Genomic DNA, 19894 nt, shown 5'->3' with positions numbered 1-19894 from the left:
AATCCTGTGGTAGCAGGCTTGCCCGGCTACAGATGCCCCTGCCTTGGCAACCGCTGCGAGAGTTCATCCAGCAGACGCTGCTCGCGCTTGTCCTCGGCCCGCCGTGCCTCTTCCATGTAGCGCTGCACCAGCTTGCGCAACCCTTCCACCCGGGCATAGGCCTGTTGCCAGGTGCCACGGGCATTCTTGAGGTTGTTCTGGTGCCAGATCAGGCTCTGGCGCTGCTGGGTCATGGCTGTTTCAAGCTGCCCCAGAAAACGCTGGTAGTTGACCAGCCAGCTGCCGTTGACGCCCTGGCCGCCGCGATCGATCCATTGCGCCTGATAGCCTTCACGAAAGCTCTCCAGCTCGGTGAGCTTGGCCTGCGCCTGGGCCACCAGTTGCTGGAAATGCCCCAGGCGCTGGGCAGCCTTGCGCTCGGCCTCTTCGGCCATTTGCACCACAGGCGCCAGGCGCGCTGCACGGCTGGATACGCTCATCGCCTATCAACCGTTCGCCGGAGGCGTGAAGATTGCCCCCAACTGCTGGCGGCTCTGGCCGATGCCAACATTTTCATCCAGCCCTTGGCGCAGGAACTCCACCAGCTTGGGCTGCAGGGCAATGGCCAGGTCAGTCTCCGGGTCGCCCCCGGCGACGTAGGCGCCGACGCTGATCAGGTCGCGGCTTTGCGACAGGCGCGACCACAATTGCTTGAACTTCTGCGCCTGGCGCAGGTGGTCGGCATCGACCACCTGGGGCATGACCCGGCTGATCGAGGCTTCGATGTCGATGGCCGGGTAATGGCCCTCTTCGGCCAGCCGCCGGGACAACACAAAGTGCCCGTCGAGCACGCCACGCGCTGAGTCGGCGATCGGGTCTTGCTGGTCGTCGCCTTCGGACAACACCGTATAGAACGCCGTGATCGAACCGCCACCCGGCTCGCCATTGCCGGCCCGCTCCACCAGCTTGGGCAGCTTGGCAAACACCGACGGCGGGTAGCCACGGGTGGCCGGCGGCTCGCCAATGGCAAGGGCAATCTCACGCTGGGCCTGGGCAAAGCGGGTCAGCGAATCCATCAACAGCAGGACGTTCTTGCCCTTGTCGCGGAAGTACTCCGCGATGCGCGTGCAGTACATGGCTGCGCGCAAGCGCATCAGCGGCGCGTCGTCAGCGGGGGATGCGACCACCACCGAGCGTTTGAGGCCCTCTTCGCCCAGGATGTGCTCGATGAACTCCTTCACCTCGCGACCCCGCTCGCCAATCAGGCCTACCACGATGATTTCGGCTTCGGTAAAGCGGGTCATCATGCCCAGCAGCACGGATTTACCCACACCGGTACCGGCGAACAGCCCCAGGCGCTGACCACGACCAACGGTGAGCAACCCATTGATGCTGCGAATGCCCACATCCAGCGGCTGACTGATCGGATCACGGTTCAGTGGGTTGATGATCGGGCCGTCCATCGGCACCCAATCCTCGGCCTTCATCCCGCCCTTGCCGTCCAGCGCCCGTCCGGCACCATCCAGGACCCGGCCGAGCATGCTCATGCCCATGGGCAGGCGGCCGCTGTCGTCCAACGGCACCACGCGCGCTCCAGGCGCGATGCCGGCGATGCTGCCCACCGGCATGAGGAACACCTTGTTGCCAGCAAACCCCATGACTTCGGCTTCGACCTGCACCGGATGGTAACTGTCGTCGTTGATCACCAGGCAGCGCCCGCCCACTGCTGCGCGCAGGCCCTCAGCCTCGAGGGTGAGGCCGACCATGCGCAGCAGGCGCCCTTCGACCACCGGTTGCACGGGCAGCTTGATCGCCTCGGCATACCCCCCCAGGCGTTTGCCGAAGCTGGTGCGTTCAAGGCGCATCGTCGGCGCCCAGCTCGATGGAAACATCCGGCGCCGCCGGATGCAGGGATTGATCGTGAAGCTGGTCGAACAGCTGCGCCACGGCCTTTTCGATACGGGTTTCCATGCTTGCGTCGATGCGGCTGTGCGCGGTTTCGATACGGCAACCGCCCGGCAACAGCGCGTCATCCTCAAGCAGCTTCCAGCTTTCCTCATGGCGCTCGCGCAGCGCCTTGGCCAGCTCGAAGTCTTGCGGGTTGAGATGGATGCGGATGTTTTCCGCGCCCATTGGCAGCAACTTCAGTGCCTCGCGCAGCACCTGGGTAATCTGGCTGGAGTCGCTGCGCAGTTCGCGACCTATGACCTGACGCGCCATGTGCGAGACCAGGTGCACCAAGGCCTTTTCTATCTGCGTGTCCTGCTCGGCGATCGGCTCCAGCAGGTGCTCCATCAGCTGCTCCAGGCTGGCGAGCTTGGCATTGAGCGCTTCCTCGGCTTCCTGGCGCACCTTGAGCTGGGTGCTGTGAAAGCCCTCGCGCTCACCCGTGGCAAAGCCCTCGTTGTAGGCCTCCTGGCGGATCGCCTCGAGGTCCTCGAGAGTGAGCGGCTGGACTTCCTCCAGCGGCACTTCCTCGACTTCGTCCTCGATGACCTCGGGTTCCGGCTCAGGCTCCGGTGCAGGCTCGGGGTCGAAGCTGGGCAATGCCCAGACGTCGACGCCCTCAAGGTCGCGGGCGCGGATCAGGTCGCTGGGGTGGGATTCTTTGGTGGGCATGTTCTCAGGTACTCAGAACCCTGTTCGATAAGGAGGCAGGCTTGGCCCCTGTGCAAGCGGGCCTGTCCGGCGAAGCAGACGCTGCGGTGAATGGCACCGGCTTTGCCGGTGTTGCGGGGCAAGCCCGCACCCACAGGGATCCACGGCGGTCGATAGGCCTGCGTCTTAGATCATTTCCTCGGCGCCCTTGCCACCGAGCACAATCTCGCCGGCCTCGGCCATGCGGCGGGCAATGGTGAGGATTTCCTTCTGCGCCGTTTCCACGTCGCTGACACGCACCGGGCCTTTGGCCTCGAGGTCGTCGCGCAGCAGTTCCGAGGCACGCTTGGACATGTTCTTGAAGATCTTGTCCTTGACCCGCTCGTCGGCACCCTTGAGCGAAACCACCAGCACATCGGAGGACACTTCGCGCAGCAGGGCCTGGATGCCGCGGTCGTCGACGTCGGCCAGGTTGTTGAAGACGAACATCAGGTCTTCGATCTGCTCCGACAGGTCGTTGTCGATTTCGCGGATCGAGTCCATCAGCGCACCTTCCACCGAGCTGTCGAGGAAGTTCATGATGTCGGCTGCACGCTTGATACCGCCCAGCGTGGTGCGTGCCGCATTGGAATTGCCCGAGAACTGCTTCTCCAGGATCTGGTTCAGTTCCTTGAGTGCTGCCGGTTGTACGGTGTTGAGCGACGACACCCGCAGGATGATGTCCAGGCGCACCTTGTGGTCGAAGTTGCTCAGCACCTCACCGGCCTGGTCGGGGTCCAGGTAGGCGACCACAATCGCCTGGATCTGCGGGTGCTCGAAGCGGATGACATCGGCCACGGCACGCGGCTCCATCCACTTGAGGCTGTCCAGGCCGCTGGTGTTGCCCCCCAGCAGGATGCGGTCGATCAGGCCGTTGGCCTTGTCCTCGCCCAAGGCCTGGTTGAGCATCTTGCGGATATAGCCATCGGAGCCGACGCCCAGGCTGGTCTGGTCGCCGACGATCTCGACGAACTCACTCATCACCTGCTCGACCTGCTCGCGGTGCACGTTGCCCATCTGCGCCATGGCCACACCGACCCGCTGCACTTCCTTCGGGCCCATGTGCCGCAGCACCTGGGCGGCATCGGTCTCACCCAGCGACAGCAGGAGGATCGCCGCTTTGTCAGTGCGGCTCAGCTTGGCGGTAACGGCTCGGTTATCACTCATCGGCGTTGATCCACTCTTTCACGACCTGAGCCACGCGACCCGGGTCTTCGGCCACCAGGCCTTTGATTGCGTTGAGCTGCGCCTCGTAACCCTCGCTCGGGCTTGGCAACAGAATGCTTGTCGGGCCACCCAGGCTGACGCGGTCGTTGGCCAGTTCGCCATCCAGACCGATCATGCCGCCCAGCTCCATGTCGCTGTCCGTCGCGGTAGCTTGCTTGCCGCCGCCTGTGATGTTGTTGAGCACCGGGCGCAGTACCCCGAACACCAGCACCAGGATGAACACCACGCCCAGCACCTGCTTGACGATGTCCCAGAACCACGGCTGCTGATAGAAGGCGATGTCGGCAATCTCTTCGCCACGGTCGGCGGCGAACGGCACGTTGATCACCGTCACACTGTCGCCACGGCTGGCATCGAAGCCCACGGCGTCCTGTACCAGGCGGGTGAAGCGCGCCAGGTCTTCGGCCCCCCAAGGGGCGCGGGTGGTCTCGCCACTGGCGTCGACCTTGACCTGGTCATCGACCACCACTGCCACCGACAGGCGCGTCAGGCGACCCTGCTGCTGGCGGGTGTGGCTGATGGAGCGGTCCAGCTCGAAGTTCTTGGTGGTTTGCAGACGCTTGTCGGCCGGGTATGGCGCGAGCATGGGCTGGCCGGTGGCCGGGTCCATGATCTGCTGGCCGTTGGCATCCACCAGCGGCTGGCCAGGCTGGATGGCACCGGCGGCAGGCGCGGCAGTGGTGGCATTTTCCGGTGCAGAGGCACCGGCTGGCGGCTGGTTGCTCAGCGCCCCCGGCACGCCTTGCGGGCCCGAGCTGCTGGAGCGCTGCTCGTTCACCGACTGCTCGCTGCGCAGCGCCGGCTGGTCCGGATTGAACTGTTCGGAGGTCGACTCCACCGCACTGAAGTCCAGGTCGGCAGACACTTCGGCCTTGTAGCGGTCGTTGCCCAGCACCGGCTGCAGAATGTTGTGCACCCGCTGGGTGAGCATGCCTTCCATGCGGCGGCTGTAATCGAATTGTTTGCCGGCCATGGTCAATGCGGTGTCTTGCAACTGGTCGGAAAGCAGGTTGCCCTTCTGGTCCACCACGGTAACTTGCGACTTGTCCAGTTCTGGCACGCTGGTGGCGACCAGGTTGACGATCGCCATCACCTGGCCGGCTTCCAGGGCGCGGCCGGGGTACAGCTCGACCAGTACCGACGCGCTTGGCTTGCGCTCATCGCGCACGAACACCGAGCTTTTCGGGATCGCCAGGTGCACGCGGGCAGCCTTGACGTTGTTCAGGCTGGAAACGGTCCGGGCCAGCTCGCCCTCAAGGCTGCGGCGGTAACGGGTGGCTTCCATGAACTGGCTGGTGCCCAGCCCCTGCTCCTTGTCCAGCAGCTCGAAGCCGACATTGCCATCGCTGGGTGCCACGCCGGCGGCTGCCAGTTTCAGGCGCGCGCGGGAGAGGTCGTCGGCCTTGACCAGCAGAGCACCGGAATTGGGCTCGACGTTATAGGGGATATCGGCAGCGGCCAGGGTTTCCATGACCTGCTTGGTGTCCATGCCCGCCAGGCTGCCGTACAGCGGGCGGTAGTCCGGCTGCTGCGACCACAGCACCACGGCAAAGCCGATCGCCACGCTCGCCGCCAACCCGACCAGAAGGCCAACCTGGCGCAGCATGGGCATCTGCGAGATGTTTTCCAGAAACGCCATGCCGAACAGTGGCGGCTTGGGTGCTGGCGAGCCACTTTTGGCGGGCGCGTTATCGACGACTGCTTCAGCCATGACTTACTTCCGTCCTCAAACCGGCATCTGCATGATGTCCTGGTACGCCTGGACCAGCTTGTTGCGTACCTGGGTCAACGCCTGCATGGAAACGCTGGCCTTCTGCGAGGCGATCATCACGTCGGTCAGGTCGACACCGCTCTTGCCAATTTCGAAGGCATTGGCGAGCTGGGTCGAGGCCTGCTGAGTTTCATGCACCTTGCCGATGGCCTGGCCAAGCATGTCGGCAAAGCTGCTTTGGCCCGGCGCCAACTCTGGGGCGGCCGTGGCTTTGGGCAACGACATGGCATCAGCCTGCATGGCACGCATGTCCAACATCAGACGATTGAATTCAACACCTTGGGTCATGAACTTCTCTCTCCGGCGGCCGCATTTTTTTGACACTCATGCGGCGGGTAGCTCGTGTAAAGCAACAAAGGTGCCAGCCTTTGAAAACATCACCTGCCCGTGGGCAGACACCTCTGCGGGCGCAGCCTGTCAGCCGAACAGGCTGGCCTCGACGTCGAAACCGGCATCGCGCATCTGCGCCAGCTTGTAGCGCAAGGTCCGAGGGCTGATGCCCAGTCGCTCAGCCGCCTCTTTGCGGCGGCCGCGCTCGGCGCGCAAGGTATCGATGATCATCTGGAATTCGTGACGGCGCATGTCATCACCCAGGCCCGCGCTTTCGTCTGCCTCTTCGGCAACTGCTGGCGTACTGCCAGCCGACAAGGGAATGGCACCCTCCAGACAGAAATCCGCCGCCTCGATCACGCCGCCCTGCTGCAAGATCAGCGCACGCTGCAAGGCGTTATCCAGTTCGCGCACATTGCCCGGCCAGGCATAGGCCTGCAGGCAGGCCTGCGCCGCCTTGGAAAGGCGAACCGGCGCATGTTTCATCTTGGCGACATGCCGGGCTAGCAGCCGCTCTGCCAAGGGCAGAATATCGCCACTGCGCGCGCGCAGCGGCTGCCACGCCAGGGGGAATACCGACAGCCGATAGTACAGGTCTTCGCGGAAGCGCCCGGCCGCGACCTCACCCGCCATGTCACGGTTGGTGGTGGCCAGCACGCGGATATCCAGGGCAATGGGCTTGCGCCCGCCTACCCGCTCGACCTCGCGCTCCTGCAATACACGGAGCAGCTTGGCCTGCAACCCCAACGGCATTTCGGAAATCTCATCGAGGAGCAAGGTGCCGCCTTCGGCCTGCTCGAACTTGCCGGCCTGGGCGGCGATCGCGCCGGTGAAGGCGCCCTTCTCATGGCCGAACAAGGTAGCCTCGAGCATGTTGTCTGGAATGGCCGCGCAGTTGATCGCGACAAAGGGCTGCGCCGACCGGGGTGATTGCTGGTGGATGTAGCGCGCCAGCACTTCCTTGCCCGTGCCCGACTCGCCCGAGATCAGCACGGTCGAATCGCTGCGGGCTACCCGTGCCGCCAGCTCCAGCAACTGGCGACTGGCGGCTTCACAGGCCACAGGGCCTTCTTCATCGGCCGTACTCAGGCGGCCGGCAGCATGGCGCTCGACCAGGCTAAGCAGCGCCTTGGGCTCAAATGGCTTGACCAGGTAATCCACCGCCCCCTGGCGCATGGCTTCAACAGCGCGCTCCACGGCCGCGTGGGCAGTCATCAGCAGCACCGGCAACTGCGGGTAATGGCGGCGCAACTGGGCCAGCAACTGATGCCCATCCATCCCCGGCATGTTCACGTCACTGACCACCAGGCTGAACAGTTCGCCGTGCACCGCCTCCAGCGCCTCCTCGGCACTGCCGACGGCGCGGTAGGCAAACCCGCCTATTTCCAGGGTATCGCCCAGCGCCTGGCGCAACGCGCGGTCATCCTCGACCAGCAACACCTTGATCATTGCACGCCCTCCGCGGGCTGCCCGTCGATCAGCGGCAACTCCACCCTGGCGCAGGTGCCACGCCCCACCTTCGAGCGCAACTGCAGCTTGCCCTGGTGCGCACGCACCACGGCCTTGACCACTGCCAGCCCAAGCCCGGTGCCGGTAGCCTTGGTGGTCAGAAACGGTTCGCCAAGACGCCCCAGCAGCTGCGCATCGATGCCACTGCCGGCGTCACTGACGCACAGGTGCAAAGTGTTCTCGCGACGGTACAGGTGCACCTTGATCCGCGCCGCAGCGCCGCTGGCTTGCAGCGCATTTTCAATCAAATTGAGCAGCGCCCCGACCAAGGTATCGCGGTTACACAACAACTCGCCCAGGTGGCTGTCGCATTGCCAGCGCACGGCATGGCCCTGGACGTGGGACTGGGCCGCCTGCTGCAGGGCCTGGAACAAGGCTTTCGGGGTCAGCCGATCGCCCAGCGGCAGCTCCCCGCGGGCGAACACCAGCATGTCACGCACCTGGTGTTCCAGCTCATGCAAGCGCTCCTTGAGGCTGCCGGCAAAACGTTGACGGGTTTCGGGCGCGAGCTCGCGCTCGCCGTCGGCCAGATGACTGGCATAGAGCATGGCAGCCGACAACGGTGTACGGATCTGGTGGGCCAGCGAGGCGACCATACGCCCCAGCGACGATAAACGCTCGTGGCGCGCCAGCTGGTCTTGCAGGCGACGGGTTTCAGTCAGGTCGTTGAGCAGCACCAATTGCCCGGGCTCGGCATCCAGCGAGCGAGTGGCAATCGACAGGCGGCGGCCATCACGCAGTGACACCTCGTGCCCGTCGTCCTTGCGCGGGGCAAAGCTGCGGGCGATCACCTGGCGCCACAGCTGGCCGAGCAAGGGTTCGCCCAGCAATTCACAGGCCGCCGGGTTGGCTTCACGCACCCGCCCTTGATCATCGATCACGATCACCCCGCCAGGCAGCAAGTCCAACAGGTTCTGCAAGCGATTAGCCAGGCGTTCCTTCTCGCTCAACTCGTCCATGCGCTGCGCACCGACCACCGCCAGCTCACCCTTGAGCTCGCTGACGCGGGCCTCGAGCATGCTGTAGGACTGGTTGAGCTGCGTGGACACCTGGTTGAACAGGGCGAATGCCTGCTCCAGCCCTTGTCGACTCTCCTGTTCGACCGGGGTACGCCCCTGCGGATCAGGGACTCGGGAAAAGTGGGCGGCCTGGGGCATCGTGCTTTACTCGCGTGGCTGACCGTCATAAAAACGGTATGGTGCCAGCGGTATAGCAATAGCCGTGCCGGGGATGGGGGTTTGTGCGGACGGTCATGCTCATCGGCGGCAAGCCGGCCTCCACAGGGCGCGCAGCAACCTTGCAGAAGTTGTGCACGCCCGCTTGCCGGCGATGAAGCCAGGGCCGCCAGGCGTCAGTCTTCCGACTGCTCCTCGCCACCCTGGCGGCTCATGCCGTACTTGCGCATCTTCTCAACCAACGTGGTACGGCGAATGCGCAAACGCTCGGCCGCTCGCGCGACGATACCGTTCGCATCGTCCAGCGCCTGCTGAATCAAACCCTGCTCCAGGCTACCCAGGTAGTCCTTCAGGTCCAGACCCTCAGGCGGCAGCATCGCCGGGTTGGAGAAGTTCAGCGAATGGCCGTTGATCGCCACGCGTTCTTCCAGGTCATTGCGCAGGTGGTCGACCATCTGCTCGTCTTCATCATCGACGTAACGGAACTTCTTCGGCAGCTCGGAAACGCCAATCACGCCGTAGGGATGCATGATCGCCATGCGCTCGACCAGATTGGCCAGCTCACGCACGTTGCCCGGCCAGCCGTGGCGACACAGCGACATGATCGAGGCGGAATTGAAGCGGATCGACCCACGCTTCTCGTGCTCCATGCGCGAAATCAGCTCGTTCATCAGCAACGGAATGTCCTCCACCCGCTCACGCAGGGGCGCCATCTCGATCGGGAACACGTTAAGGCGGTAGTACAGGTCTTCGCGGAAGGTCCCCTCCTCGATCATGCTTTCGAGGTTTTTATGGGTCGCGGCAATGATGCGCACATCGATGCTCTGGGTTTTGTTGCTACCGACCCGCTCGAAGGTGCGCTCCTGCAGCACACGCAACAACTTGACCTGCATCGGCAGCGGCATGTCGCCGATCTCGTCCAGGAACAGGGTGCCGCCATTAGCCAGTTCGAAACGCCCGGCACGGCTGGTGATCGCGCCGGTGAAAGCGCCCTTCTCGTGGCCGAACAGTTCGCTTTCCAACAGCTCGGCGGGGATCGCGCCGCAGTTGACCGGCACGAACGGCGCTTCGCGGCGCTTGGAATGGTAGTGCAGGTTGCGCGCCACCACTTCCTTGCCAGTGCCGGACTCACCCAGGATCAGCACGCTGGCATCGGTGTCGGCCACTTGCTGCATCATCTGGCGAACATGCTGGATCGCGCGACTGGTACCGACCAGGCTGCGGAACAGGTTGGGCTCACGCTGGCGGCCACGCTCGCGGGCCTGGTCATACATTTCGCGATAGACCTGGGCACGGTGCAACGAGTCGAGCAACTGACTGTAGCTGGGCGGCATTTCGAGGTTGGACAGCACCCTGCGGCGAAGCTCTTCCGGGTACTCCGCAGAAGAAATTTCACCAATCAGCAACACAGGAAGGAACTCATCCCAACCGGCCACTGTCTTAAGCAGCCCAAGCACATTGCCTGGAGCATTTACGGTGCCGATGAGCACGCAGAGCACTTCACGGCTCGAAGACAACGATTCCACCACCTGCTGCCAATCCTGGCTAGAGCAGGGCAGATTGTCTTCGCCGAGAAAATTCAGGACCACCGCCAGATCGCGGCGGCGGGCGCTGTCGTCATCGATCAGGAGAATCTTGGTTTCACGCCACATGCAATAGCAACTTCCCTAGTCATATCGGCGCCCTTAGGCGTGCTCGAGATCATCCCGACTGAATGGTCAGCGTTCGGACGTCTGAAATTCGAAAACAGCCACTAGTAAAGTCAAAAAAAAGCATACAGTCAAATTAATGGCGCACGGCTTTTTGGACACCTGTGGTCAACTGAACAGATGGTATACCTTGGCGGCGTTTTTTGCCTGACGGATTTGCGTCATCTCGTCGACTATTGATTGACGCTCGCCACTTGCAACCTCTATTAATTGCCGGTAGACCTCCAGCAACTGCTCCAGGCTATCGCGGACATCCGCCTCCTGGCCCTGCGCCTCGGTAAGCACATCGTTGATACGCAGGCGGCATTCCAGGTCCAGCTCACCCACCGCATCCCAGTCTCGGCTCGCCAGGGCAGCCAGCAGCAAATCGCGGGTCTGTTCGATGCGGGTGATCACTTCGCTCATGGCATCCTCCTTGATCAGGGCGCCGGCGACTGGTCGGCGATCGCATCCCAACCTTCTTTCACAGTGATCAGCAGGCGCGCGACTTCGTCGATGATGGCAGGATCGCTTTTTGCGTTGGCCTCGATGAGGCGTCGGCTCATATAGGTATACAGACTGTCCAGCTCGGACAGGCTGTCAGCATGGTTTTCCAGGTCCAGGCCTTCTCGCAGGCCACCGATGATATCGATCGCCTTGCCGATCAGAATCCCCTTCTGGGCGATATCGTTACGAGCGATGGCCCCCTTGGCCTGAGCCATGCGATCAAGACCGCCCTGCATGAGCATCTGCACCAGACGGTGCGGGCTGGCTTCAGACGTCTGCGCCACACCGTTGACTTTCTGGTATTGACGAAGGGCCAACATCGGGTTCATGGATCTACCTCGTTGCTGCGAAAAAGGTTGCTTGTACCTGCTTTATCGCCGGGACGTCAAAAAACTTTAGGGCCAAAACAAAAAGCCCGGCGCGTCTTGTGGACGCTGCCGGGCTGTTGGCACTCACAACCGGTCAGGAGTTCCTGGCCTGGGCATTGATGGCATCGAAGACCGATTTGATCTGGCTGGCCTGAGCGTTGAGCTTGGCGACCGTGGTGTCCATCGCCACGTATTTCTTAGTCAGCGACTCGGTCAGCGCTTCGGTACGGCGGTCCAGGGCCAACTGCTGGTCCGACAGGTTCTTGGCCACCTTGTCGAGGTTGGCCTTGCGCGTGGCCAGGCTGCCGTCGGTGGCGTTGTACGGATCGATGGCCTTGTTCATACGCTCGATGATGCCATTGCTGCCGGTGAACAGCTCCTGCACCTGTGAACCCAGCTTCTTGTCGTCCATCGCCGAAGTGAACTTGGTGGCGTTGAACTCCAGAGTACCGTCCTTGGTGGTGTTGATACCCAGCTGGCTCAGCGTGGTCAACTGGTCACCCGAGCCCACCTCGGAAAGCACCTTGCGGACATCGTTGACCAGCGAACGTGTCGTCGGGTCATTGCTCAGCGGGCCGAGCGAGAGGTTGTCATCTTTGTCACGGGTGCTGGTGGTCAGCGCCGTAATGGTCTTCTGCAGGGTGTTGTAGGCATCGACGAACGCCTGGACGTTCTTCTTCAGGCCATCGTTGTCCTGGGCGACGGACAGGCGGGTCGCAGTGCCGGTCGAGCCAGACTTGGGACTGACGCCCGTCAGTTCCAGGGTGATGCCGCTGATCGCATCGCTGATGGTGTTCTTGCTGCTTTTCACCGTCAAACCATCGATGGTCAGCTCGCTATCCTGAGCAATCGCGGTGACATAACCCCCGCTGCTATCGCTCATCTGCGCAGTGCCGTCGATTTCCAGCTCAGGAATGCCACTGACCTTGAGGTCGGAGCCGGCGCCGGTGGTGGTCGAGCTCAGTACCAGCCGCGCGCCCCCTTCACCGTTGACGATGTTGGCGGAGATACCCTGAACGCTCAATTGCTTGTTGATCTGGTCGCGAACGGTCTGCAGCGTGGCGCCATCGGCGACATCGATTTCATAGGCATTGCCGTTCTGCTCGATGGTCATCTTGCCTGCGCTAACCGCAGACGCTGCGCCAGCGTCAAACGGTGCACTGGCCACCTTCGAGCCTGTGGCCAGCTGGTTGACCACGATGTCGTAGTTGCCCGCCACCGCCGTGTTGCTGGCAGTCACTTTGACCACCGCTTCGTTGGCCGACTTCGCCGAATAGGCGTTGAAGGCGGGGGCGGTCTTGTCGTTCAGCTTATTCATGGCGTCCTGGAACGCCGTGAGGGCACTGCGCAGCGAGCCCACACCGGAAATCATCGCGCTGTTGTTGCTGGTCTGCCGGGTGATCTGCGCCTTTTTGGCCGCAGTGTCGGCACTGACCAGGGCGTTGACCATGTCGGTGATGTTCAGACCTGTACCTTGGCCGATACTCGATACCAGTGTGCTCGCCATACAGTAATCCCTCTCTCTGAGACGTCAGGCCCTGCAGCTGCAGGACAGACGTCAATCCCGCTTGAAAACTTCGCCGCCCGCTACACCTTGGCGTCGAACAAAAGACTGTTTACATCACTCAAGCTGTGAGCGATCCGCAGCGCTTCCTCGGAAGGCAGCTGGCGAATCAACTCGCCCGTTTCGCTGGCGATGACCTTGACCACAATCTTGCCGGACTCTTCATCCGTCGAGAACTGGAGGTTGCGCCGGGTAGAGCTGAGAAACTTTTCAATTTCCGTAACGGCGTTTTTGACCTTTTCGGCATCACTGCCTTTTTCGGCAGCCGTCACTGCTTTGGGTTCCAGCGTATCAGCATTGGCGCGAGGCGCATCCGCCGACCGGGCAACCGCCTTGTCACCTACCTGCTCGGCCGGCCGAACGGCCGGGTAGGACAGATTCAGCTTGACGCTCATGTCCATGTCTACCACCTCGTAACGAAAAGGCGGGGAAGTGCCCTATGATGCACTCCCCCGCCGGTTACCATCAACGATTACTGAAGCAGCTTCAGTACGGCGGATGGCAGCTGGTTGGCCTGAGCCAGAACCGAAGTGGAAGCTTGCTGCAGGGTCTGCTGCTTGGTCAGCTGGGCAGTTTCAGCAGCGAAGTCGGTGTCCTGAACACGGCCACGAGCGGCTTCGGCGTTCTCGTTGATGTTCTGCAGGTTGTTGATGGTGCTGGTCAGACGGTTCTGTACGGCACCCAGGTCGGCACGAGTGCTGTTGATGGCGTTCAGGGCGTCATCGATTGCGCTCATGGCGGCGGTGAAGGTGGCTTCGGCCGCGCTGCTGTTGGCACCGGTGATGTTCTGGCTGGCCAGACCGCTCAGGGCGCCAGTGGTGTTCAGCGCATCGCTCAGGCTGATGGTGATCTGGTTGTCGCTACCGGTGTTGGAACCGACCTGGAAGGTCATGTCGCCAGCGGTACCGTCCAGCAGGTTCTTGCCGTTCAGCTGAGTCGAACCGGCGATACGGTCGATTTCCTTCAGCATCGACTGGAATTCTTTGTCCAGAGCGGCGCGGTCGTCTTCGCTGTTGTTGTCGTTTCGCGACTGAACAGCCAGTTCACGCATACGCTGCAGAATGTTGGTCTGCTCTTGCATCGCGCCTTCAGCGGTCTGGGCGATGGAGATGGCGTCGTTGGCGTTTTTGATGGCCATGGTCTGACCGCGGATCTGCGAGGTCATGCGGGTAGCGATCTGCAGGCCGGCGGCGTCGTCTTTGGCGCTGTTGATTTTCAGGCCGGAGGACAGACGGGTCATCGAGGTGCTCAGTGCATCGGAAGCACGGTTCAGGTTTTTCTGAACGCCCAGAGAGGTGGTGTTGGTGTTAACGGTCAAAGCCATGACGAATTCCTCGTTGGATTGGGTACTACGGCTTCCGGCCTTGGCAATTCGCCGGGTGTGGCACAGAGAACCTTCGTAATAGTTATCGTCGTCAGGGCGGGTTGCTTTAGGGGATTTTGGAAAATTTTTACTGGCATCCTGCCAGCCCAATGAAATCAAGGCGTTGACGCCAGATTACCAGCGCCCGACGCCAATGGACTGGAAAAGAAAACGCCGCCTGAAGGCGGCGGCGTCTACCACGGCGATGAACGGTCAGTCACGGCGCTCGATGATTGCCGAACCCCACGACAGCCCCACACCGAAGCCACTGAGGGCTACGCGCTTGTGCTGCGAACCGAGCACGTGCTTTTCCAGCAACAGCGGAATGCTCGACGACACGGTATTGCCGGTCTCGACCATGTCCTTGACGAACTTGCGCTTGTGCGCGCCTTCATCGAACCGCGCCGATACGGCGTCGACGATCGCGGCGCTGCCCTGATGCAGGCAATACAGGTCGATATCGTCGGACTCAAGTTCGCTGGCCTCCAGCAACTGCTGCAGGTGCGCAGGCACTTTGACCAAGGCGAAGTTGTAGACCTGACGGCCATTCATGAAGAACTTGCCATCGGTGGTACGCAGGTGCTCGGCGCCGGCACCGTCGCTGCCGAACAGCGACTTGCCCAACTGCCAGGTGGCACCCTCGCCCATCCAGGTGGCGGTGGCAGCATCGCCGAACAGCATGGTGGTGTTGCGATCTTCAGGGTCGACGATCTTGGAGTAAGGGTCGGCGGTGATCAGCAGGCCGTTTTTCAAACCGGCGGCTTCCATGAACCCCTTCATTGCGTACAGGCCGTAGACATAGCCCGAGCAGCCCAGGGAGATATCGAAGGCCGCGATGGCGGTCGACAGGCCAAGCTTGTGTTGCACGATGGCAGCGGTGTGCGGCAGGCCTTCGGCGTCGCCGTTCTGGGTGACCACGATCACGGCGTCGATGGAGGCCGGGTCCAACGACGGATTGGCAGCGAACAGATTCCGGGCGGCCTCGACGCAGAGGTCGGAGGTTTCCTGGGCAGCCTCCTTGCGCGGCAAGAAGGTCGAACCGATCTTGCCGAAGATGAAGTCCTGGTCTTTGCCAAACTTCGCGCCCTGGGCGTAGTTGTCCACCCCTTCGGTAGGCACGTAGCTGGCGATGCTTTTAATGCCAATCATATGGCTTCCCAATTCAATAACAGCGAAGTATCCACTGCCTGCGCAACGGCAAACGCCAGGCGATACGGCAGGCACCGATCCCTGAGCATTTTCCAGGCGCAGCGCAGCGGCTCCCGGTTTTCGACAATATACAGTGAAGATGCGCGTTCTGACTGCCAGGTCACGCTCTTTTTGTCGAATAGACCAGCGTTACGCCGTGCGCCCGCCCTTGGGTATCAGAACCTGGCCAGGATATCGCCGAGAATCTCCACCACGCGCTGCTGGGTGCCCTTGGGCATGCCCCACCACAATGGCAGGCGCAACAGCCGCTGCGCACTGTAGTCGGTGACCTCCATGGCACCATGGGCGCGCCCGTAACGTTCACCGGCAGGCGAAGAATGCAGCGGCACATAATGGAACACGGCATAGATCTCGTGCTGCTTGAGTGCGCCGAGCACCGCCTGGCGATCAATGCCCGGAGCCAGCAGGACATAGTACATATGCGCATTGTGCTGGCAGCCCTGCGGCACGATGGGCCGGCGCAACAACCCCTGCCGCTCAAGGCCGGCCAGGGACTCATGGTAGGCCTCCCAGGTCGCCAGGCGGTTGTCGGTGATCGCTTGCGCTTCCTCCAGCTGTGCCCAGAGGAATGCTGCGATCAGTTCACCGGGCAGGAACGACGAGCCCACATCCTGCCAGGTGTACTTGTCCACCTCGCCACGGAAGAAACGGCTACGGTCAGTGCCCTTTTCGCGAATGATCTCAGCCCGCAGCACCTGCTCCGGGGTATTGACCAGCAACGCACCGCCCTCACCCGAGATGACGTTCTTGGTCTCATGGAAGCTGAACGCCCCCAGATCACCAATGCTGCCAAGGGCCCTTCCCTTGTAGGTGGACATCACGCCTTGGGCCGCGTCTTCCACGACATGCAGCCCGTGCTTGCGGGCAATGGCCATGATGCTGTCCATTTCGCAGGCCACCCCGGCATAGTGCACGGGCACGATGGCCTTGGTGCGTGGGGTGATGGCGGCCTCGATCAGGCGTTCGTCGAGGTTCAAGGTGTCTGCACGGACGTCGACGAATACCGGCACCGCGCCGCGCAGCACGAAGGCGTTGGCGGTGGAAACGAAGGTGTAGGACGGCATGATGACTTCATCGCCCGGCTGGATATCCAGCATCAGCGCGGTCATTTCCAGGGCGGCGGTACAGGAGTGGGTGAGCAGCGCCTTGGCACAACCGGTCTGCGCTTCCAGCCACTGGTGGCAGCGCTTGGTGAACGTACCGTCACCGGCGAGCATATTGCCGAACTTGGCTTCGGCAATGTAGTAAAGCTCCTTGCCAGTCATGTGCGGGCGATTGAAGAAGATCTTTTCAGTGCTCATTGCTGTTTTTCCGCAGGTAGGACGGTAGAAGGGCTACAGCTGGGAGTTCAAAGCCCCTGAATGGCGCTGATCCTTCCACCTATCTGGGTGCCTTTGTCTAGGTTTTCATAGAAGTACGACGTGAAGCCTGCCCTGGCCATGGCCTGCTGAACCTGCGCGATGTCGTATTCGACGCGGTGCAGCTCGAACGCCTCGCCATCCCAGGTTGCAAACGCAGCCCGCGGGTCGCCGTCACGCGGCTGGCCAACCGAACCCGGGTTGCAGTAGACCTTGCCCTGCCCCTGCCAAAGATACTGGACATGGGTATGCCCGGACGCGAAACAGCCACCAGGCAACGCGTCGAAATAAGCCTGGGAAGGCCGCAGGTATTCATCCAGAGGGTCGTTCCAGCCACCGTGCACAAGGCTTATGCCCTGCTCGAAGGCCTGCAACGCCAGGCCGTCGAGCCATGCCAGGTTCTGCTCGCTGATAACACCCGCCTGATAGTCCAGGCAGGCATTGGCACTGTTCGAACGTGGGCAACGCTGCTGCCTGGCCAGGTACCAGTCATGGTTACCCATGACCGAAAAGACCGCCCGTTCACGCAACGCATCGCAGCACTCGTTCACCTGGCAGTAATAACCGGCGGTGTCGCCCAGGCAGATGATCCGCGATACACCCAAGGCATCGAGCCTGGCCAGCACCCTGCTCAGCGCGCTGTAATTGCCATGGACGTCAGAAATGATCCCGATCATAGACGATCAAGTCCTCGATGTAGCGGACGGCGAGCCCCGTCCTGACGGCGGCCGCGGGCGGCGTCTGGTGGTCCAGGTAGAACGCCAGGCACATCGCCGCCTCGTTGTAGCCGAACGCTCGGCGAATCGAGCTGGTCGAAGAAATCCTCGGGTTGATCTCCAGCAACTTCCAGCTGCCGTCATCAGCACGGCGAAACTGCAGATTGGTCGGGCCAACCGGCTTGAATGCACGGCACAACCTGGCGACAACCTGGTCAAGCGAAGCGTCCGAGCAAACCCGCGCCTTGGCCGTGGAACCGTCCGAAGCCAGGCTGCGCCGCAGGGTGATGGTCGGGCCCGTCGCCCCTTGGCCGTCGCCGAACACTGCGACGGTAAACTCCTGTGCGGCACTGCCAATGATCGGTTGAGCCATCAGCACTTCACCCAACAAGCCGGCGTGTGCAGCAAAGTCCTGTTCCTGGTGCACCCACACCAGGCCCTTGGAGGCATAACCCTTGCGGGGTTTGAGCAGAAACGGCAGGCCCAGGGCGTCTTTCAACGCGTGGAAGTCACCGCTGAGCGCGCTGGGTATACGGCAGGGCTCCTCCATCGCCAACAGGGCCTGGTCCATGGCCCACTTGTCGCGGGACAGGTCGATCAACTGCGGGTCATTGAGCGCTACCTGACAACGGGCGCCCTGCAGCAGGGCACGATTGTCGCAAAGCCAGTGTACGTCCTGCTCGATGCCCGGAATCAACAGGTCGACCTCATGCCTGGCAATCACCTCCAGCAACCACTGGGCATAACGCTTCTCGGCGGTCAGCGGGGCCTGCTCGAAAACGTCGCACCAAGCCCGGCCCGCAGCATCGTCGTAGATGTCGGTGCCCACCAGGCGAAGCGACGGGTCGGCCTCACGCAGCGATTTGAGCAGGCCATAGCCCATGATGGCGCCGACGCCCGTTACCATGACCGTTCTCATGCCTGCTGCTCCCTGTGCGTCTTGATCAGTTCGAAACCTTCGCCAATACCGATCTGCGGTGCATAGCCGATACGCTCGAACAATTCGCCGGAGCAGACGAAGGGTGGAAGATCCGGGATGTCGTCTTTTTCTGGCACGAAGCGAATGTCTGGCGGCGTGCCGAACGCCGCGAAGGCCGCCTGAGCGATCTCGGACAGCCGCGGATCCTGCGGATGGCCGCAATTGTGCACCCCCTCGACCCGCCGCTCGGCCACCCGCACGCAGATTTCAGCCAAGTCATCCAGGTGCAGGTAATTGCGCCGCGCATCGTTGCTGCCGTACAGATAGACCGTCTTGCCGACCGCCGCATTGTCGCCGATGGCGTACAGCAAAGGCTGATGCACGCGGCACCGGGCCTGGCTGTCGTATACCTGGCTGATGCGCAGGATGGTCAAGGCCATGCCGCGCGCCTGGCAATACAAGCTGACCAGTTCTTCAGCATGGCGCTTGGACAGCGCGTAGATGCCGTAATACGGATCGCCTGGCTGATGCGCCGCCCAGCGCGAGGACAGCAGGATGAAATGTCGCGCCCCACAGTGTTCGGCCAGGCGGCAGGCGGCCAGGGCGCCAATACCGTTGACCTGTTCGGTGCGCATCAGGTCGTCAGGCTCGGCGCCGCCAAAATCGGCAGCGGCATGTATGACTACATCGAACGCCTGGTCACCGGGTGGCAGCACGGGCTGGCTCAGATCGAACAGGATGTCGGCCTCGCGACGCCCTGCCAGCTTGACCGGCCCCAGGCGGGCCAATGAACGGGCGACAGCCTTGCCAATGGTCGAGGTGCTGCCGATCACCAGGCTTTTCATACCCCGTCGACCGTCGCTTCCAGCATCAACGCGCAGCTGAGTTCCGGATAATCGATCGCCACGGTGCACATGGCAGTGGTGATTGCATCACTCAGATCCAGGGCTTTCATCTGCGACGTCATGAAGGGCTTGAGGAACAACCCTTCCTTGCGCAGCACACGCAGGCCGGCCTGCTCCAGCTCCTCGGTCAGGGTGTGCAGCGAGTAGGCGCGCAGGTGGCCCAGTTCGTGATCGCCCTGGCCCAACACCATCATGTCATCGAGCAACCCGGCAGCATGGCCGAAGCGTCGGTGCAGCGACTGCGCGTTGGGCACCAGGACAAAGCACCGCCCTCCCGGGGCGAGGAACTGCTTGAACCTGCGCAGTACCACCTGAGGGTCTTCGACATGCTCAAGGACGAAGCCCATGACGATCAGGTCAAAGCGCTGATCGGTGTCGAAGTGTTCAAAATAGGCCTCGACGATTTGCGCGGGACTGTCCGGGTACTGAGCCTGGAATTGCGCAATCACCGAAGGCGAACCGTCGATGACGGTGTGCGAATTGAAGTACCGGGAAAACCGATTGGTGGAGAAGCCATGACCGATGCCGAGCTCGAGCAGGTTGAGCTCTTGGCCGCACAGCTCCATGATCCGCCGCGGATACCAGTTGAGCATGATGTTGTTGTCATAGGCGTAGCCGAAACTGTCGCTGTATGCGCCGATGAAAGTATCAAGAGTGTTGTTCATGTTT

20 protein-coding genes are annotated in these 19894 nt (G+C 62.2%); all 20 read right to left on the bottom strand.

Annotation, left to right across the window (positions count from 1 at the left end):
- Positions 1-26: 26 nt before the first annotated feature.
- Positions 27-479 carry a flagellar export protein FliJ gene (fliJ, locus tag L6D80_RS01300; protein WP_054900057.1) on the bottom strand — a complete coding sequence of 151 codons (453 nt, stop codon included), beginning with the start codon at positions 477-479 and terminating at the stop codon, positions 27-29.
- A gap of 6 nt (positions 480-485) precedes the next feature.
- Positions 486-1844 (bottom strand): flagellar protein export ATPase FliI, encoded by a 1359-nt coding sequence (gene fliI, locus L6D80_RS01295; RefSeq protein WP_054900058.1) that lies wholly within the window; start codon positions 1842-1844, stop codon positions 486-488.
- A complete protein-coding gene (fliH, locus tag L6D80_RS01290) occupies positions 1834-2598 on the bottom strand; it encodes a flagellar assembly protein FliH (protein ID WP_054900059.1) in 765 nt (254 codons plus the stop codon). Before fliH ends, fliI begins: the two co-directional genes overlap by 11 nt.
- Before the next feature lie 165 nt (positions 2599-2763).
- Positions 2764-3783, bottom strand: a complete 1020-nt coding sequence (gene fliG / locus L6D80_RS01285) for a flagellar motor switch protein FliG (RefSeq protein ID WP_054900060.1) — start codon at positions 3781-3783, stop codon at positions 2764-2766.
- Positions 3776-5554 (bottom strand): flagellar basal-body MS-ring/collar protein FliF, encoded by a 1779-nt coding sequence (fliF, locus tag L6D80_RS01280; protein ID WP_054900061.1) that lies wholly within the window; start codon positions 5552-5554, stop codon positions 3776-3778. The genes fliG and fliF overlap by 8 nt, the downstream gene beginning before the upstream one ends.
- 15 nt (positions 5555-5569) lie before the next feature.
- Positions 5570-5902, bottom strand: coding sequence for a flagellar hook-basal body complex protein FliE (gene fliE / locus L6D80_RS01275; protein WP_054900062.1), 333 nt, complete (start codon positions 5900-5902; stop codon positions 5570-5572).
- 129 nt (positions 5903-6031) lie between these two features.
- On the bottom strand, positions 6032-7393 hold the full coding sequence (locus L6D80_RS01270) for a sigma-54-dependent transcriptional regulator (protein ID WP_054900063.1): 1362 nt from the start codon (positions 7391-7393) through the stop codon (positions 6032-6034).
- Positions 7390-8610 carry a sensor histidine kinase gene (locus tag L6D80_RS01265; RefSeq protein WP_176514431.1) on the bottom strand — a complete coding sequence of 407 codons (1221 nt, stop codon included), beginning with the start codon at positions 8608-8610 and terminating at the stop codon, positions 7390-7392. The genes L6D80_RS01270 and L6D80_RS01265 overlap by 4 nt, the downstream gene beginning before the upstream one ends.
- A gap of 194 nt (positions 8611-8804) precedes the next feature.
- The gene (fleQ, locus tag L6D80_RS01260) at positions 8805-10280 is read right to left on the bottom strand and encodes a transcriptional regulator FleQ (protein ID WP_054900065.1); all 1476 of its coding nucleotides are present in this window, start codon (positions 10278-10280) and stop codon (positions 8805-8807) included.
- A 165-nt stretch (positions 10281-10445) separates the two neighbouring features.
- A complete protein-coding gene (locus tag L6D80_RS01255; RefSeq protein WP_054900066.1) occupies positions 10446-10742 on the bottom strand; it encodes a flagellar protein FliT in 297 nt (98 codons plus the stop codon).
- A 14-nt stretch (positions 10743-10756) separates the two neighbouring features.
- On the bottom strand, positions 10757-11152 hold the full coding sequence (gene fliS / locus L6D80_RS01250; RefSeq protein WP_054900067.1) for a flagellar export chaperone FliS: 396 nt from the start codon (positions 11150-11152) through the stop codon (positions 10757-10759).
- 133 nt (positions 11153-11285) lie between these two features.
- Positions 11286-12698 carry a flagellar filament capping protein FliD gene (gene fliD, locus L6D80_RS01245; RefSeq protein WP_054900068.1) on the bottom strand — a complete coding sequence of 471 codons (1413 nt, stop codon included), beginning with the start codon at positions 12696-12698 and terminating at the stop codon, positions 11286-11288.
- 80 nt (positions 12699-12778) lie between these two features.
- On the bottom strand, positions 12779-13156 hold the full coding sequence (locus L6D80_RS01240) for a flagellar protein FlaG (protein WP_054900069.1): 378 nt from the start codon (positions 13154-13156) through the stop codon (positions 12779-12781).
- A gap of 71 nt (positions 13157-13227) precedes the next feature.
- The gene (locus L6D80_RS01235; protein WP_054900070.1) at positions 13228-14079 is read right to left on the bottom strand and encodes a flagellin domain-containing protein; all 852 of its coding nucleotides are present in this window, start codon (positions 14077-14079) and stop codon (positions 13228-13230) included.
- Positions 14080-14331: 252 nt separating this feature from the next.
- The gene (locus L6D80_RS01230) at positions 14332-15267 is read right to left on the bottom strand and encodes a ketoacyl-ACP synthase III (protein ID WP_054900071.1); all 936 of its coding nucleotides are present in this window, start codon (positions 15265-15267) and stop codon (positions 14332-14334) included.
- A 215-nt stretch (positions 15268-15482) separates the two neighbouring features.
- Positions 15483-16628, bottom strand: coding sequence for a dTDP-4-amino-4,6-dideoxygalactose transaminase (gene rffA / locus L6D80_RS01225; protein ID WP_054900072.1), 1146 nt, complete (start codon positions 16626-16628; stop codon positions 15483-15485).
- A gap of 47 nt (positions 16629-16675) precedes the next feature.
- A complete protein-coding gene (locus tag L6D80_RS01220; protein WP_176514433.1) occupies positions 16676-17362 on the bottom strand; it encodes a metallophosphoesterase family protein in 687 nt (228 codons plus the stop codon).
- Entirely contained in the window at positions 17343-18320 is a 978-nt protein-coding gene (locus L6D80_RS01215; protein WP_176514435.1) for an ATP-grasp domain-containing protein, read from the bottom strand. The genes L6D80_RS01220 and L6D80_RS01215 overlap by 20 nt, the downstream gene beginning before the upstream one ends.
- Positions 18317-19165, bottom strand: coding sequence for an NAD-dependent epimerase/dehydratase family protein (locus L6D80_RS01210; protein ID WP_176514437.1), 849 nt, complete (start codon positions 19163-19165; stop codon positions 18317-18319). The genes L6D80_RS01215 and L6D80_RS01210 overlap by 4 nt, the downstream gene beginning before the upstream one ends.
- Positions 19162-19890: a class I SAM-dependent methyltransferase gene (locus L6D80_RS01205; protein ID WP_176514439.1), complete on the bottom strand. Its 729-nt coding sequence runs from the start codon at positions 19888-19890 to the stop codon at positions 19162-19164. Before L6D80_RS01205 ends, L6D80_RS01210 begins: the two co-directional genes overlap by 4 nt.
- Between the last annotated feature and the right edge of the window lie 4 nt (positions 19891-19894).

This window comes from Pseudomonas ceruminis (assembly GCF_021602025.1).
GTDB lineage: Bacteria > Pseudomonadota > Gammaproteobacteria > Pseudomonadales > Pseudomonadaceae > Aquipseudomonas > Aquipseudomonas ceruminis.
Note: the sequence above shows the minus strand (reverse complement) of the source record. Positions and strands in the feature narration are given on the sequence as shown.